This window comes from Methanospirillum hungatei JF-1 (genome assembly GCF_000013445.1).
Taxonomy (GTDB): domain Archaea; phylum Halobacteriota; class Methanomicrobia; order Methanomicrobiales; family Methanospirillaceae; genus Methanospirillum; species Methanospirillum hungatei.
Map to the genome: position 1 here is coordinate 1,006,322 of NC_007796.1, position 14,393 is coordinate 1,020,714.

The 14,393-nt window shown below is 44.3% G+C and carries 17 protein-coding genes; 9 read left to right on the forward strand and 8 right to left on the reverse strand.

The window, feature by feature from the left end:
- Positions 1-24 precede the first annotated feature (24 nt).
- From MHUN_RS04705 to MHUN_RS04720, 4 genes are all read right to left on the reverse strand, one after another.
- Positions 25-543: a tetratricopeptide repeat protein gene (locus MHUN_RS04705; RefSeq protein ID WP_011447929.1), complete on the reverse strand. Its 519-nt coding sequence runs from the start codon at positions 541-543 to the stop codon at positions 25-27.
- Positions 544-618: 75 nt separating this feature from the next.
- Positions 619-1,332 carry a DUF169 domain-containing protein gene (locus MHUN_RS04710; RefSeq protein WP_011447930.1) on the reverse strand — a complete coding sequence of 238 codons (714 nt, stop codon included), beginning with the start codon at positions 1,330-1,332 and terminating at the stop codon, positions 619-621.
- Between the two features lie 57 nt (positions 1,333-1,389).
- A complete protein-coding gene (locus tag MHUN_RS04715; RefSeq protein ID WP_011447931.1) occupies positions 1,390-2,199 on the reverse strand; it encodes an NAD(+)/NADH kinase in 810 nt (269 codons plus the stop codon).
- Between the two features lie 18 nt (positions 2,200-2,217).
- Complete coding sequence (locus tag MHUN_RS04720; protein WP_011447932.1) at positions 2,218-2,994, reverse strand: bifunctional fructose-bisphosphatase/inositol-phosphate phosphatase; 777 nt, start codon at positions 2,992-2,994, stop codon at positions 2,218-2,220.
- Positions 2,995-3,077: 83 nt separating this feature from the next.
- Here MHUN_RS04720 and MHUN_RS04725 point away from each other — a divergent pair, with 83 nt between their 5' ends.
- The gene (locus MHUN_RS04725) at positions 3,078-3,461 is read left to right on the forward strand and encodes a translation initiation factor IF-5A (RefSeq protein ID WP_011447933.1); all 384 of its coding nucleotides are present in this window, start codon (positions 3,078-3,080) and stop codon (positions 3,459-3,461) included.
- A gap of 15 nt (positions 3,462-3,476) precedes the next feature.
- Here MHUN_RS04725 and MHUN_RS04730 read toward each other — a convergent pair whose 3' ends face one another.
- Both MHUN_RS04730 and MHUN_RS04735 read right to left on the reverse strand, forming a co-directional pair.
- Positions 3,477-4,736: a hypothetical protein gene (locus tag MHUN_RS04730; protein ID WP_011447934.1), complete on the reverse strand. Its 1,260-nt coding sequence runs from the start codon at positions 4,734-4,736 to the stop codon at positions 3,477-3,479.
- A gap of 6 nt (positions 4,737-4,742) precedes the next feature.
- The gene (locus tag MHUN_RS04735; protein WP_011447935.1) at positions 4,743-5,393 is read right to left on the reverse strand and encodes a hypothetical protein; all 651 of its coding nucleotides are present in this window, start codon (positions 5,391-5,393) and stop codon (positions 4,743-4,745) included.
- Between the two features lie 165 nt (positions 5,394-5,558).
- Between MHUN_RS04735 and MHUN_RS04740 the strand changes: the two genes are divergently transcribed.
- From MHUN_RS04740 to MHUN_RS04770, 7 genes are all read left to right on the forward strand, one after another.
- Positions 5,559-6,440 (forward strand): Mrp/NBP35 family ATP-binding protein, encoded by an 882-nt coding sequence (locus MHUN_RS04740; protein ID WP_011447936.1) that lies wholly within the window; start codon positions 5,559-5,561, stop codon positions 6,438-6,440.
- Positions 6,437-6,745: a hypothetical protein gene (locus tag MHUN_RS04745; protein WP_011447937.1), complete on the forward strand. Its 309-nt coding sequence runs from the start codon at positions 6,437-6,439 to the stop codon at positions 6,743-6,745. The genes MHUN_RS04740 and MHUN_RS04745 overlap by 4 nt, the downstream gene beginning before the upstream one ends.
- 5 nt (positions 6,746-6,750) lie before the next feature.
- Positions 6,751-8,259, forward strand: coding sequence for an MBL fold metallo-hydrolase (locus MHUN_RS04750; RefSeq protein WP_011447938.1), 1,509 nt, complete (start codon positions 6,751-6,753; stop codon positions 8,257-8,259).
- A gap of 61 nt (positions 8,260-8,320) precedes the next feature.
- A complete protein-coding gene (hxlB, locus tag MHUN_RS04755) occupies positions 8,321-8,920 on the forward strand; it encodes a 6-phospho-3-hexuloisomerase (RefSeq protein ID WP_048067292.1) in 600 nt (199 codons plus the stop codon).
- A gap of 5 nt (positions 8,921-8,925) precedes the next feature.
- On the forward strand, positions 8,926-10,029 hold the full coding sequence (locus tag MHUN_RS04760; RefSeq protein WP_011447940.1) for a pyridoxal phosphate-dependent aminotransferase: 1,104 nt from the start codon (positions 8,926-8,928) through the stop codon (positions 10,027-10,029).
- A 1-nt stretch (position 10,030) separates the two neighbouring features.
- Positions 10,031-11,068 carry a M42 family metallopeptidase gene (locus tag MHUN_RS04765; protein WP_011447941.1) on the forward strand — a complete coding sequence of 346 codons (1,038 nt, stop codon included), beginning with the start codon at positions 10,031-10,033 and terminating at the stop codon, positions 11,066-11,068.
- Positions 11,069-11,126: 58 nt separating this feature from the next.
- On the forward strand, positions 11,127-11,969 hold the full coding sequence (locus MHUN_RS04770; RefSeq protein ID WP_011447942.1) for a tetratricopeptide repeat protein: 843 nt from the start codon (positions 11,127-11,129) through the stop codon (positions 11,967-11,969).
- 3 nt (positions 11,970-11,972) lie between these two features.
- On the opposite strand, the gene MHUN_RS04775 is transcribed toward MHUN_RS04770, so the two are convergent.
- Positions 11,973-12,518 (reverse strand): archaemetzincin family Zn-dependent metalloprotease, encoded by a 546-nt coding sequence (locus MHUN_RS04775; protein WP_011447943.1) that lies wholly within the window; start codon positions 12,516-12,518, stop codon positions 11,973-11,975.
- A gap of 17 nt (positions 12,519-12,535) precedes the next feature.
- On the opposite strand from MHUN_RS04775, the gene MHUN_RS04780 reads away from it, so the two are divergent.
- Positions 12,536-12,934 (forward strand): UPF0146 family protein, encoded by a 399-nt coding sequence (locus tag MHUN_RS04780; protein ID WP_011447944.1) that lies wholly within the window; start codon positions 12,536-12,538, stop codon positions 12,932-12,934.
- Here MHUN_RS04780 and MHUN_RS04785 read toward each other — a convergent pair.
- Positions 12,924-14,375 carry a replication factor C large subunit gene (locus MHUN_RS04785; protein WP_011447945.1) on the reverse strand — a complete coding sequence of 484 codons (1,452 nt, stop codon included), beginning with the start codon at positions 14,373-14,375 and terminating at the stop codon, positions 12,924-12,926. The two genes, MHUN_RS04780 and MHUN_RS04785, sit on opposite strands and share 11 nt — an antisense overlap.
- Between the last annotated feature and the right edge of the window lie 18 nt (positions 14,376-14,393).

Sequence of the window (14,393 nt, forward strand, 5' to 3'; positions counted from 1 at the left end):
CGATAAAAACCTTTTTGGGAAAAATCAGGAGTCCCCGGAATACCTGCTCAGTATTCCAAGCACAGTAATTAGGGCAAGAAATGCAGACAATGGAGATAACGGAGTCTCTTCCTTTGGTGCAGATTTTAATAAAAGCTCTTTATCGATCCGGTATTTTACTACATCCGGATCTATTGCGATGGCCATATCATACGCCATGCCTGCTTCTTCATATCTGCCCAGAAGGCCGTATGCCGTTCCCATATTATCATAGGCCATAGAAGAATTCGGAACCAGCATAATCGTTTCATTCCATGCCATTATCGCCTTCTCATACTCCTTCATTGCCGCATATGCCAGACCGGTATTATACCATGCATTCGCAGAGAGGGAAGGATCTATTTGTTTCGCCTGCATCCAGAGTTCGATTGCTTTTTCAAGTGACCCCTGTGCATAGTGTTCATTCCCAATCTCGAACAATTCTTCTCCGGTGTAAACAGGCGCACCTGATGCGGCCAAAACCAACATGGGGATAAGAAATACGATTGGATATTTTTTCAGCATCCTGATACTCGTACCTATCTGTATTCTGCCATTGTTAAGATTCTTCTCCCTCAGGGGAGGGTTCGCAAAAAAAGATTATGAAGATCCTGCTGCTCCGGTAACGATCTTCAAAGAGGCGACAATTTCCGGGACCATCTCAATAGGAATGCCCATTACCATTTCTCCATCCTCGATTCCGGAGAATTTTCTGGACCCGTCACATCCAAGGGAATAATTCGGAGTGCCGGAAAGATACACCTGCGCACAGGCATCAGAACAAACGGACTGTATTCCGGAGAAGTTTGATGTGATTCGACCACCAAGACGGTAGAGGTGGCTTTGAGCAAGTTTTAACATCGCTTTTGGTTTTGCAACAATCAGAACAATGGTCGGATCAAAGGGCGTTTTCTCCAGGGGAGCATATAAGGTAGCATGCGTGGTCAGCGATTCCACATGGGGGACGCGATCAATGGTCCTTTTACAGGCAGGCCATGATTCAAATTTTCCCAGTTTGTAGTAAAATTCACCGGATTTCAGACTTGGTGTCAGTTCCCTGAGTCCAAGAGCCCAGGACCCACCCATACAGGAGTGATTTTCAAGGGTCGCATAAAAGATCTTCCCTTCTTTCCTCGCCATCCCTACCATCTGACAATGACGGACCGTTTCAGAGATATGAGGCATCCCCTCAGGAATGTCTTCTGCTGTCTTACAGAATTTGAATGCGACAGGAGACCCGTCAAGATTCAGAGTCTCTTTTAAAATTTTCGAAGCCTCCGCGTAATCAAATCTGGTTCGGATTGTGTCCTGCATGATACTCAGTCCTCTCGTGCATATCATACAGGGACAGAATTAAAACTTTCTTTTTGGTTACAGATGACGAAGTTTTCGGTTTATCTTTTCAAAAAAATTCTGCCCTGCGTCGATAAATAAGGCAGGACTTGGACTTTTTGAGAGTTCTATAGTGCTGCTGGTCTCCAGGTGTATCTCAGTCTGTCCATCGATGACAAGTTTTGCAGGCTTTGTCGCCTCAAGGGTTATTGATACCGTTCTTGAAGAGTCAATAAGATGTGGACGGTTTGAGAGCATAAACGGGGCAAGGGGGACCATGAGAAATCCCTCAACCCGGGGGTCTACAATAGGGCCACCTGCACTCATGGCATATGCCGTAGAACCAGTCGGAGTACTGATTATCAATCCGTCCGCTCTGAACCGCTCTGCTACGTTTCCATTGATATGGATGAGGAACTTTAGCATTTTTGCCGGCCGATCTGTTACAATCAATGCTTCATTCAGTGCCGTCCCGATATGTTGCCCGTTTATCCGAAGTTCAATCCGCATCCGCGCTTCTAATGGGAGCGGCTCTGTAAGGTGAGAGACAAACGTGCTCATCTCTTCTGGTTCAATGTCTGCCAGGAATCCGACTTCTCCATAATTGATTCCAATAATCGGCACCTGAACCGGCATTCGCTGAGTCGTAAGCAGTATTGTACCGTCTCCTCCGATTACAATAACAAGGTCAGGTGGATGCTCTCCGGAAAAGAGTGGCGGGGCCTCTCCAAGCAGGTTTTCTTTATATATTGATGTGTGATGCCCGTGATGGTGCAACAATTTCTCGAGCTCATAGGAGAATTCCTCAACGTCCGGATCGCCATAGCGGTTAACAATAAGAATATTCATGGTTGTGGACAATTCTGCTCACCGAAGATATTCAATCACTTTTTTATGAAGAGAGGCATTTGTCCCGACAAGACAGTTGCCGATACTTACCTCATCAGGAAGGGTAAGAGGGTTCCCATCCCGGTCACTTACAATCCCGCCGGCTTCCTCAAGTATCAGGATACCCGCAGCGGCGTCTGTTGCCCTGAGTGTCCTTCGAAGATCAACAAAACCATCGATCTTCCCTGCGCCCACATAGGAGAGTTCCAGGGCTGAAGCACCAAACTGCCGGAACCTCCTTATCTTTCGTATAAGATGGATTACCCGATCATATTGGAAATGCTTGCCATATACACTCATTGCACTGGCCTGTAATTCAGATACATCAGAGACATGAAGGGGAACACCGTTCAACCAGGATCCTTCACCTCTTTTCGCGGTGAAAATATCACCGTTGGAGAGGTTGCCAACAAAACCTTCCTTCAGGACTCCATCTTTCACATATGCCAGTGATACTGCAAAAAACGGGATATTCATAAGGGCGTTATAGGTTCCGTCTACCGGATCAAGAAAGATTGTTCCGGTATCTCCGCCGATAACAACTTTCCCGGCCTCTTCACTGATGAGAAGACGGCATAATTGTTCCTTCTTAATGACGGATACGGCAATATCCTCTGCGATTTTATCTATATATTTCGTAGGGGTGCCGTCGGCCCCGTTTCCGGTATTTACTGCGGCCTCTGGAGTTCCGATAAGAGGAGTAATGGCTGATCGTATTGCGGTGAATATGGTGTAACTAGCTTCATAAAAATCCATGAGAGTTCCCTGAGCTCAAATTCGGACGGTGTATTTATGTAAGGGTGACACGTAAATATAACCAGCTTTTCCCAAGGTGTTTTATGAAAGAGCAGACTGAAGTTGGTAAGCTGAAAGAAGGAAAATATCTGTTAGTTGATGATGAACCGTGTAAGATCCTGTCAATATCTGTATCCAAACCTGGGAAACATGGTGCTGCGAAGGCTCGTCTTGATGTCGTCGGTATTTTTGATGGTGTCAAGCGATCAATTGTTCAGCCGGTATCAGCAAAGGTATATGCGCCTATTGTTGAGAGAAGAAATGCCCAGGTAATTTCTATTGCCGGGAATGTTGTTCAGATGATGGACCTTGAAAGCTTTGAAAATTTTGAGGTTACAGTTACTGATGACGTGAAAGACAGGATCGAGGCAGGAAAAGAGACGATGTATATCTACTCCATGGAAAAGAGAAAAATAGATTTCTTATAATTTTTTTTACCTGTTTTAGAATCTGATTATTGGAAGGATATCCATCTTCCAGTATCCGCTATCGATTACAAATGGAATTTCATGTGAAGTAACATATTCGCTTCCATTCCTTTCCCATATAAAGGAACCTTTCAGATTTCCTTCATTTAATCGATAGAACGAATTATCAATCTTGTATTCAGAGATATTTACTCCGGATGATTTCATCTGATTTATTTCCCGGATACATCCATCACATCCACGGTTTTTAAGTACTTCACTTGAAAAAAGATTACAGAATTCTGTTTTGTTTGGTTCCAGGGTTAAGTCACCATTATAAAGCATGATGAAATAATCCATAATCTGACGGAAAATTGATGAAGGGGTACTTCTGTTGAGATCATTTTTGGATACATCAGTTTTCTCCAGAGAAACAGGATCTGGTAATTTAATGTCTAATGAATATGATGTAATAAAACGAGAGTGGATATCGAGCCGGTAAGTATTATAGCCCTCAAAAAATTTTTCTTTCCAAGGCCTTGGATCCCAGTTAACCTCTATCTCATCCCCTTTCTCGGATAAAATAGTTGTTTTACTATCTTCACCTCTTCCAAAAGTTCCTTTCCAGACTTTTGGATCAAGACCGCCAGGAGGAATTACTCTTCTAATTACCTGATTTGTTTCAGCATTTATCACAGAAAATTCAAAATACGGGTTCACCGCAGATAATGACTGAACTTTCGGATCATCTTCTGATTGTTCTTCTAACATTGGGTTTTGCAAATCCTCAGGCAATTCTACAGTATACCAAATTTCCCAATATTTTGAAGGAATTGTAATCGGACTGGTTGTTTGAGAATATTTTCCTGAAATTGTAGTATATGTCTTTAATTGGACTGCTGGTTCCATGAAAGAATATCTTTGATATGAAGATACATATTCACGGGGAACCATCCCCTGCTGAGTAAGATTCCCTGGTGGTAAAACCACCGGAGATCCATTCCAAGGTTGGATTTGAGTTACTGTAGGAGTTAAAGTGATATTTACTTCACTTTCATTTGAGCTGACATTAACTGATGTGTTATATGTCTGGTTGTCAGAAGGTAAGGACATATTGGAATTATTTATGGAAAAATTCACCTCTTCAACCGTTTCATTTTTTTGGGAAAAAATATTCGATATCTCATCCGGGATAAGTTTTGCCTCTTTCCCGGTCACAAGAGGTTTTATGTACATCGCCATTATCAGAACAATAAGTATAGCAACAACAATGACGATGATATCCCGTTTTTCCATATGTACCTAGGTATCGCGAATGTACTTTAAAGGTATCTGGATAGTAATTCTGTACTCTTTCAAATTATTTCCAATTATATTCAGATAGTAATCCTTTCCACCTTCAAAGAAACGGTACTCCCGTGGATCAGGAGATTTTCCCTCCTTCCAGGTAATAGTCCGGATAGTTTTTTCTCCCTCATCAGATTTTTCCTTTACATCCATTGAAAAGACTGCATTTTCATCAGCAGGTGTGACATTATAGTGCAATTCCCAATATGGAGTCGGAATTCTGAAAGGTGAGGTAGAGCCTGTATACTTTCCAACAATTTCTGCATAGTTCGTCATCTGAATTGCCGGCATCGGATTATCAGGATTTGGTTGCCAGGTCATCGGAGTCATCTGTGGTGTAGGAAGAGCACCTGATGAAGGAACTGAAGTCTTATCAGGAAGTACCTGCTCCTCCTGAGTCTCGCCAGGGGTCGCTTCCTGAGTTGCCGGAGATACCTGATAGTCCGGTTCAGGAGTAAGATAGGGTTCCATCACAGGTTCAACCGGCGCAGGAGATTCAGGTAAAAATATCACCGGCTGTCCGGTAATAATCGGCTTTACCACCACCGCCATTATTAATACGACAATTATTGCTGCTAAAATGACTATTACATCCCTTTTTTCCATCTGGCAGCCCTCTTCTGATAGAACATACGCGACTGAAATATTTATATCGTGAAGTCATGACCCTTCCCATCTCAGAAAAATCCGTTACTTCACATAGAGAATCATGATCTTATTTATGCCAAAGTGAATCGAATAATATGGAATCACTGTATGAGGATGAAAAATATGTCTGATGCAAAAAAACCAACCCCTGAATCCTGTGACAATAACTGCTCATCCTGTCCATCAGGCGCTACTTGCCCGACAGCAGCCGGAAAATTACCGCCAAAAGCTGACATTGATGTGAGACACGTAATACTGGTTTTATCAGGCAAGGGTGGAGTCGGAAAATCCACGGTTGCCGTAAATCTTGCTTATGCCCTCTCGAATCATGGAAAGCAGGTAGGTCTTTTGGATCTTGATATACATGGCCCGAATATCCCTAAAATGCTTGGTATAGAAGATCATAAACTTCTCGCAGACCAGAATAAAATCGTCCCGGTAAAAGTAACCGGCTCATTACAAGTTGTTTCAATGGCTTTCCTGCTTCCTGAAAAACATGCCCCGGTCATCTGGCGTGGCGCCATGAAAGCAGGAGCAATTAAGCAGTTCCTTGAGGACACCGCCTGGGGTTCTTTAGACTATCTTGTTGTTGACCTCCCGCCGGGAACTGGAGATGAAGCATTAACTATCGCACAACTTGCTCCGAATGTTCGTGGTGCAGTTATAGTCACAACTCCTCAGGAGGTATCCACCCTGGATTCAACCAAAGCTATCACTTTTGTGGAACAGCTTGGACTGAATGTTATTGGTGTTATTGAAAATATGAGCGGATTTGTTTGTCCGCATTGTGGAGAAGCAGTTGATCTTTTCGGCAAAGGGGGAGGCGAGCGGATTGCACAGGATCATAATGTCCCATTCCTTGGAAGCCTTCCTCTTGATCCTGAAGTGAGAAAGGCCGGTGACGAAGGAAGACCATTCATTATCAGACAAAAGGATTCTCCGACCTGGAAAGCGGTAGATACCGTCATGGAACACCTGGTCAGCATTGTTGAAAAACAGATATGAATTACTTGGAAGTTCTTTGTGGGAGAGAAGAAAATCTCCCGATTTATGCTGAAATTGTGAAATGCCTTGAGGACATAAATCAATTTCCTCAACTCATCGAACCGATTTATCGTGAGGCAATAACATTAAATGAAACCCTTCTTGAAAAACTACGGTTTGGCCTTCTACGACTTCAGTTACACTCTGAAATTCATCGGAACAGTGATATGGAAGAGGCACAGAAGATGCGGTTCGTTTCAGAGATGATAGAGCGCACCATATTTGGCGGTCTCTTTATTGAACGGGAAAGTTACGTATCAGAGTAATCACCATGTCCCAGGATCGCAATGAATTCTTTGTCATCAGGATTCCGGATACCGGATCTCTTCTTGATGCGGTCCGTATTATTGCTGCATCAGGACTTACCATAACCAGGTGCCATTTCAATCGTTCGCTGGATCCGGTTACCGCATTTTTTTCCGTATCAGGTGATGAATGGGCCTGTACCCGTGGTGCGCAGGCTTTGCTGGATGATGGATATCTGCAGACTACCGTGACCTATCCAAAAAGTGTTCAGTTTACTGTTATCGTTCCTGAAATTCCCGGGACTTTGCACAGAATTCTTACTATCCTGGATACATATAATGCAGAAATTAGTTCTCTCTCATTTGATAACCGTGGCAAATATCCGGATGCCCTACATATCATGCTCAGGGTCTTAAATCCTGATAAAACTGAAGAGTTAATCAGAACGATTGAAGCTGAATATCCGGTAAAGATTGAAGGGTATGACTGTGGAGACAGTTGCGATGATGGAAGCCTGTTTTATGTCAGATATGCGGCACGGGTCAGTGAAATCCTCGATGGCGTAGAAAACCCGCATATTCTTGAATTGTTACACCAGTTTAGTCATGTCGCTCAACAACTGACCGAATATGGGAAAGAATACCAGGATGTGCTTGAACAAATTCTGCTAAACGGAAAACGCCTGAAGGAAACAACCGGGGATGGTTTTTACGCAGATGTTCAAAAGATTGCCCTTGCGGACACGCTGACACTCTATTGTTTCCAGCTTCCGGGCGGAGGCTCTATCTTTGTCATCGATGCACCGGATGAACGAATCATGATTGACACCGGATATGGTATTTATCATGAGGATGTTCTCCGCATGTTTGCTGCCTATGGCCTTGGCGGAAAAGATGACTTTACCCGGATAATTCTAACCCATGGGGATACTGATCATTGTGGTGCTGCCGGATTTTTTAATGCCCCGGTGTATACCCATGAGGGGACCTGGGATATCATAAAAACCAATAATCGTGCATGGGGAGCCACAACACAGGATTTGGTCCTTGAACAGGTATATACAGTGATGATAAATCTGTTTGCACGGATGACGCCTCCGGAGGAAGTGACTCTTTTACCCGGTCCAGGGGTTGTAAAGCGGGGTGAATTTCCAGTTCTTTCAACCTTCAATGCTGGCGGGTACAACTTTGAGATACTAGAGGGGCATGGGGGACATCAGCATGGTCTGATATATATCCTCTGCAAGGAAGCCGGAGTCTTATTTACTTCGGACACCATCCTCAACCTGAAACACCTGAGTCCTGAACGAAGTGCGTACAATAATTTCGCAGTATATCTGGTCACGACGGTGAATGTGGATCCGGATCTTGTAAAAAGTGAACGAAAAGCATTGGCAAAGCTGGCACTGGAACTTGATCAGGAGCTTCAGGAAAGCGGAAAACGCCTTCTGTACTGTTGTGGACACGGGCCTGTTTCAGTGATGGAGAACGGTGAACTGACCCCGGTGACCGAGCCGGCTACCTACCGTCACTGACCAGTAGATGGGTTCAGGTGCGATATCCTGATGAGGATTCCATCTGAACGTATACACAGATATGAATCAGCACCGTGTGCAGGATATGATGCAACTGATGGCGTCACGGATAAATGCCATCGCAGATCATATCTCTGATGAAGAGGTTTCTCATTTTATTAAAGAACTCCTGGATGCCAAACGCATTTATGTGATGGGTGCAGGTCGTTCTGGTCTTGTTGCAAAGGCATTTGCCATGAGGCTCATGCACCTTGGGATGATGAGCTATGTGGTAGGTGAGACTATCACGCCGGCATTGCAAACAGGGGATCTTATTGTGGTCTTATCCGGATCAGGAAAGACAAGAACCATTGTGGAAATTGTCCAGACGGCAAAAGAGATTGGAGGACGGATTTCTCTTATCACTTCAAACCCAGACTCTCCGATTGGAAAAATCTCTGATACAAAAGTTATCATTGAAAACTACCGTGACAGCATTCCTGATGAGAGTAAGGAGTACGATACCAGACAGATGCTTGGTGAGCACCGGTCATTTGCCCCGCTTGGAACTCTGTTTGAGACAGCAGCGATGACCTTTTGTGATGCTGTTATATCACGGCTGATGGAAATCACACAGACGGATGAGTCAGAACTCAAAGACCGGCATGCAAATATCGAGTGATTCTGATGAAAAAAATTTCAGCACGTGCCCAGGCAATCGAAATGTCGGGAATCAGAAAATTTTTCCAGGCTGCAAAACCCGATTCTATCAATATGACACTTGGTCAGCCGGATTTTGTCACCCCTGACCATATCAGAAATGCAGCGATAAAAGCAATTGAAGAGGGAAAAACCGGATATACATTCAATGCAGGTATCCCTGAATTACGAGAGGCATTATCCGACAAATTTAAAAATGAAAATAATCTGCATTACAGTCCAGAACAGATCATTGTGACAGCTGGAGCCGGAGAAGCGCTCTTTATTGCTATTCAGAGTATTGTTGATCCTGGTGATCGTGTTCTTTTAACAGATCCGGGTTTTGTCTCCTATGAGGCGTGCATTCAGCTTGCAGGGGGAAAACCGGATTTCGTGCCACTTACAAAGGATTTGCACATTCAGGAAGATATTCTCCGAGAGAAACTGGAAGGGGCACGACTACTTATTCTTAATTCACCCTGTAATCCAACCGGAACAGTCGAGTCCAAAGAAAAAATCCGCTCGATTACAGAAGCAGCCATGGATACAGGCGTAACTGTTCTCTCTGATGAAGTATATGAGCATATCATCTATGATGCGGTTCATGCAAGCGCCGGGACCTTTGGAGAAGACGTGATTACTGTCAATGCCGCAAGTAAGACCTATGCTATGACCGGTTGGCGTCTTGGATTTATAGCCGGTCCACCGGAATACATGGAACAGTGTCTGAAAGTTCATCAGTATTGTCAGACCTGTGCCACCTCAATCAGCCAGTATGCCGGGATAGCAGCCTATACCGGCGATCAGTCCTGTGTGAAGATGATGCGGGATGAATACAAAGCACGCAGGGACATTCTTGTTTCAGGTTTTCATGATATGGGTGTAAAATTCCCTGAACCGCAGGGTGCTTTTTATGCATTTGTTCCACTTGGAAAGGAGAGAACACAAAAAGTAATGGATGCCGGCGTAATAGTTGTTCCAGGTGATGCATTCGGACCATCAGGTGCAGAATATGCCCGATTCAGTTATGCCACTTCACGGGAAAATATTATGGCTGCAATCGAACGAATGAGACCGGTTCTTGAGGTATAAAATGGTTTATGATTTATTAAAAAAACTCTCCGATGCACATGGACTTTCAGGATTTGAAGGAAATATCAAATCAATTATCCGAAAAGAACTGGAGGGATATGTCGATGAAATTTCTGAAGACAGACTTGGAAACCTTATCGCAGTAAAAAAGGGCACAGGACTTTCAGTTATGATTGCATCCCATATGGATGAAATCGGACTTATGGTCCAGTATATCGATGAAAAAGGGTTTATAAAATTTGTAGGGATCGGAGGATGGTTCAATCCGACTCTTCATACCCAGAGGGTTGTCCTCCATGGGACGAGAGGGCCGGTTTTTGGAGTGATTGGATCGAAACCTCCACATGTCATGACACCGGAGGACCGGAAAAAAGAGATCAAGATGGAGGATATGTTCATTGATATCGGAGCATCATCAGCAGAAGAAGTTGCAGAGCTTGGTATTGAGATAGGAACTCCGGTAACGATTGAACAGGAACTCATTCATCTGGCAAATAATCGGATTACCGGGAAAGCGTTGGATAATCGGGTGGGTGTTCTGGTCCTCATTGAAACACTGAAAAAGATGAAGACCTCAATGACCGTTTATGCAGTATTTACCGTACAGGAAGAGATCGGTTTGAAGGGGGCAAAGGTCAGTGCGTTTGCTTTACACCCTGATTTTGCAATTGCAACCGATGTTACGATTCCAGGAGATCATCCTGGTGTAACCAAAAAAGAAGCATCGGTTGAGATGGGAAAAGGACCGGTCCTGGTTCTGGCAAGTGCATCAGGGAGAGGGTTACTGGCTGATAACCGGCTGGTCGCATGGCTACGATCTGCCGGAGATAAGATGAAAATCCCATACCAGCTGGAAGTAGGCGACGGAGGAAATACTGATGCCTCGATTATTAACCTTGTCAGGGATGGGATCCCCAGTATCCCCTTATCAGTCCCATCTCGATACATCCATTCCCCGGTAGAGGTGGTTGATCTCAAGGATATCGAGGCTACGATTGACCTGCTTGTTGAAGCACTAAAAAAGAAACCAAAGATCTGAAGATTGAAGATCACAAATCAATAAAACCTTTATTTTTTAATGATTATCTCATACTATTATGTTTCTGAAGACACCTCTCCATCTCTTCATACTCCTGTCTTTAGTTTTTTTCTTTTTACCCGCAAGCCATGCAGCGAATACCAGTACTGACCCTGCACCTGGAATAGATCTGATACAGAACGGTTCTTTTAAGGAAGGACTGGCCATCCTGGAGGAGTATGTCAAATCCAATTCTACAAATCCGGAGGCTTGGAATTCAATAGGATATGCTCTGAATAATCTGGGCCGGTTTCGTGATGCAATACCTCCCCTTGAGAATGCCACCAGATTAGAACCCAATCATACGATTGCCTGGACAAACATGGGATGGGCATATAATGAACTTGGAGATTATGAAAAAGCGCTGGAGGCTTTGGAGACTGCAACGAGAACCGGCCCGGACAATAAATATGCATGGAGTACAAAAGGATATTCACTTATCAGGACTGGTGCACTTACAGAAGCTATTTCTGTTCTGAATAAAGCCCTTGAACTGGATGCTAATTTTTCAGATGCATGGAATAACCTGGGATGGGCTTATGCAGAAGATAAGAGATATGATGAAGCAGTAGAGGCACTTTCCAAAGCGACCAGTCTTGATCCTGAAAATGGATATGCATGGAATAATTTTGGAAGGATCCTCTATCTGACAGGGCGAACAGAAGAAGCACGGGATGCCTTATATAATGCAACACAGACTAAACCTGAATTTGACCAGGGATGGTATAATCTTGGAAATGTGCTCTATGCAATGAAATCATATAATGAATCCATTGAAGCATACCGAAAGGCAGTTCAGCTGAATCCTGATAACCAGATAGCACGTGAAAATCTGGAGATTCTAGAAAAATTATTCATATAATTTTTAAAGCTGAACTGATAGCGGACTATTTTGTACTTTGCTCATACAGGTCTGACAGAGCATTGATTTCTTATTGTCAAGATCATCAAGGGTGAGCGGGTTTGCCATGATACATGAAGTATTGGTGCAGTGATCAAGATGTAAGAGATGACCAATCTCATGGGCTCCTTCTCGTGATAACCGGTCAATAAGCATCATCTCATCAGATGGAAGACCCCAGTATTCATTTCTTAGTCTGGCAGATGAGATTACAGCAGTCCCTGTTGCTGGACGGGAGAGACCAAATACATATCTGGTGCCCGGTCTGAAGATATCATCTCCGGTTACCAGTAAAATAAATCTCTTTTCTTCATTCCGGCGGGAAAAAACATCAAGACAGGTTAATATTGCACTTGCATCAAACTGGTTTCTGCTCCTGTCAAACCCGTTATAAAGAACCGGGCTTTCACACACTTCAGCCGGAATATCCATGATTTGAGAGATGATCCGGGCAACCGGTATTTCAAGACCGGCCGGAGCGTCCCGATCCCAAAAAATAAGGATATTCATCTCCAATAAACTGGGTAATGAGCGGGTATAAATATATTGAGACGGCGATTGCCAGGTTCATCGCCGGACGGTACCGCTCAGTAATTGAAGTTGGAGCCGGAACAAACCTCCATACTGCAAACCTGTTATTCAGAACCGGGATATTGATCAGATGTGTGGATATCATCGATCCGCCCCTCAATTCATGGATCCCGTACGTGAAAGATGATGTGTCAGATCCCGAACCAGGGCTCTATCAGGGTTGTGATTGTATCTATGCAATACGACCGGTGGAAGAGATGATTCCTCCACTTATAAGACTTGCACACTCTGTTCATGCAGATCTTGTCGTCTACCATCTGGGGTTTGAAGGAGCAGCCCGGCCGGCTCCCCTTCCCGGATGTGAAGTCCCTCTCCATATATATGTTAAAAACTGAAAAGGGTTGACTGAGACGATTTCTTATCCTTTTCCACCGGTTCAGTGGACGGTTGTTCAGGGGGATTTCCCGGTTCCTGACTGGAGAATGAATCAATCGAAGGGGTCTCCTCTACTATGGGTTCTTTCTCCTTCTTCGATCCCCTGGCTTTCTTGCCCTTTGCATCCTCCTCTTTCTTCTTCTTTTTCAGTTCCTTTTCAATCTGCTTCTTCTCATCTTCGATCTTCTTTATTATTGATTTTGATGTGGCGGGATCATGTATCAGGATGTCAAGCTTATCCACATCCAGATCATAGCTCTTCGCAAACTGCTCAGGGAATTGTTTTGCAAGCAGAGAGATCGGACAGAGATATAAGTTCCGGACTGTAGAGGCTGACATATGCATTGATGTTCCCATATCGGATAACAACTGTTCCCGTATTGTCTTCTGCTTTTTCGCAACAGACATCTGTCTCCATCGTGACGGAGGCATGATCTTGGCATATCCTGATGGCCGACCCTTCATTACATCATGTACCCCGTAGAGCATGACTGAGGTTGCATACCGCCATAATGTGTAATATTGGGTGAGAAATGTATATCCCAGGTACATATCTGCCCTGGATAATGCAGCATAGGCTTGTGCTGTCTTTTTTCTGTCAGGGAGCACACCAAGATTTCCTTCAATCCATTGAAGGATAGTATCCGGTGTTTCATCCACAGACATTGACATATCAAGAAGTGAAGGAACCTGACGGTAGCCTAACGTTGCAGCAACAAGATCAAAAATACTGGCACGACTGTCTTTTGCAGATATAGATACATCATCTTCACCCACGGTATCTTTCCCAATGGCAGACGCATAGAGCATGGTCACTGCAGATCTGATGTCACCACCAGACTGCTCGGCAATGTCAGTTAATGCCTGGGCAGAGCAGGTCAGCTGTTCGCGTGAACAGATCTCACGAAGTCTTGGAACCAGTGATTTTGCTGGTAGTGCTTTAAATTGAACTTTTGTACACAGGTTCCGGATAGTACCATCAAGCCCATAGAGATCATTGGCTATAAGAATCAGCGGCTGACGTGCCTGCCGTATTACTTCCGCGATTGCACGTGCTCCTCCGCGATCCGCATTTCCCTGAAGATTGTCTGCTTCATCAAGAATGATGAGTTTTCTCGCGGCACCGGTGAGTGAGCCGGTACTTGCGCTTCCACCTGCAACCTTTTCAATGACTGCTTTGGTTCGTTGATCGCTTGCATTGAGTTCCACAACTTCCCAGTTCATGTCATGTGCAAGTGCCCATGCACTGGAAGTTTTTCCTATACCGGGCTTACCATAGAGTATGAGAGGAGGGGATTCCACAGTCCACCGGGTCGCCCATTCACTCATCTGGTGCAATGCCTCCCGGTTGCCCACCATCTCATTCAGATGCCGGGGACGATACTTCTCAGCCCAGTCCATCCCGATTATATGTGCCGC

Coding starts and splice junctions, on each gene's coding strand:
- MHUN_RS04705 (WP_011447929.1), bottom strand. CDS start 543: ATGCTGAAAAAATATCCAATCGTATTTCTTATCCCCATGTTGGTTTTG.
- MHUN_RS04710 (WP_011447930.1), bottom strand. CDS start 1,332: ATGCAGGACACAATCCGAACCAGATTTGATTACGCGGAGGCTTCGAAA.
- MHUN_RS04715 (WP_011447931.1), bottom strand. CDS start 2,199: ATGAATATTCTTATTGTTAACCGCTATGGCGATCCGGACGTTGAGGAA.
- MHUN_RS04720 (WP_011447932.1), bottom strand. CDS start 2,994: ATGGATTTTTATGAAGCTAGTTACACCATATTCACCGCAATACGATCA.
- MHUN_RS04725 (WP_011447933.1), top strand. CDS start 3,078: ATGAAAGAGCAGACTGAAGTTGGTAAGCTGAAAGAAGGAAAATATCTG.
- MHUN_RS04730 (WP_011447934.1), bottom strand. CDS start 4,736: ATGGAAAAACGGGATATCATCGTCATTGTTGTTGCTATACTTATTGTT.
- MHUN_RS04735 (WP_011447935.1), bottom strand. CDS start 5,393: ATGGAAAAAAGGGATGTAATAGTCATTTTAGCAGCAATAATTGTCGTA.
- MHUN_RS04740 (WP_011447936.1), top strand. CDS start 5,559: ATGTCTGATGCAAAAAAACCAACCCCTGAATCCTGTGACAATAACTGC.
- MHUN_RS04745 (WP_011447937.1), top strand. CDS start 6,437: ATGAATTACTTGGAAGTTCTTTGTGGGAGAGAAGAAAATCTCCCGATT.
- MHUN_RS04750 (WP_011447938.1), top strand. CDS start 6,751: ATGTCCCAGGATCGCAATGAATTCTTTGTCATCAGGATTCCGGATACC.
- hxlB (WP_048067292.1), top strand. CDS start 8,321: ATGAATCAGCACCGTGTGCAGGATATGATGCAACTGATGGCGTCACGG.
- MHUN_RS04760 (WP_011447940.1), top strand. CDS start 8,926: ATGAAAAAAATTTCAGCACGTGCCCAGGCAATCGAAATGTCGGGAATC.
- MHUN_RS04765 (WP_011447941.1), top strand. CDS start 10,031: ATGGTTTATGATTTATTAAAAAAACTCTCCGATGCACATGGACTTTCA.
- MHUN_RS04770 (WP_011447942.1), top strand. CDS start 11,127: ATGTTTCTGAAGACACCTCTCCATCTCTTCATACTCCTGTCTTTAGTT.
- MHUN_RS04775 (WP_011447943.1), bottom strand. CDS start 12,518: ATGAATATCCTTATTTTTTGGGATCGGGACGCTCCGGCCGGTCTTGAA.
- MHUN_RS04780 (WP_011447944.1), top strand. CDS start 12,536: ATGAGCGGGTATAAATATATTGAGACGGCGATTGCCAGGTTCATCGCC.
- MHUN_RS04785 (WP_011447945.1), bottom strand. CDS start 14,375: ATGGACTGGGCTGAGAAGTATCGTCCCCGGCATCTGAATGAGATGGTG.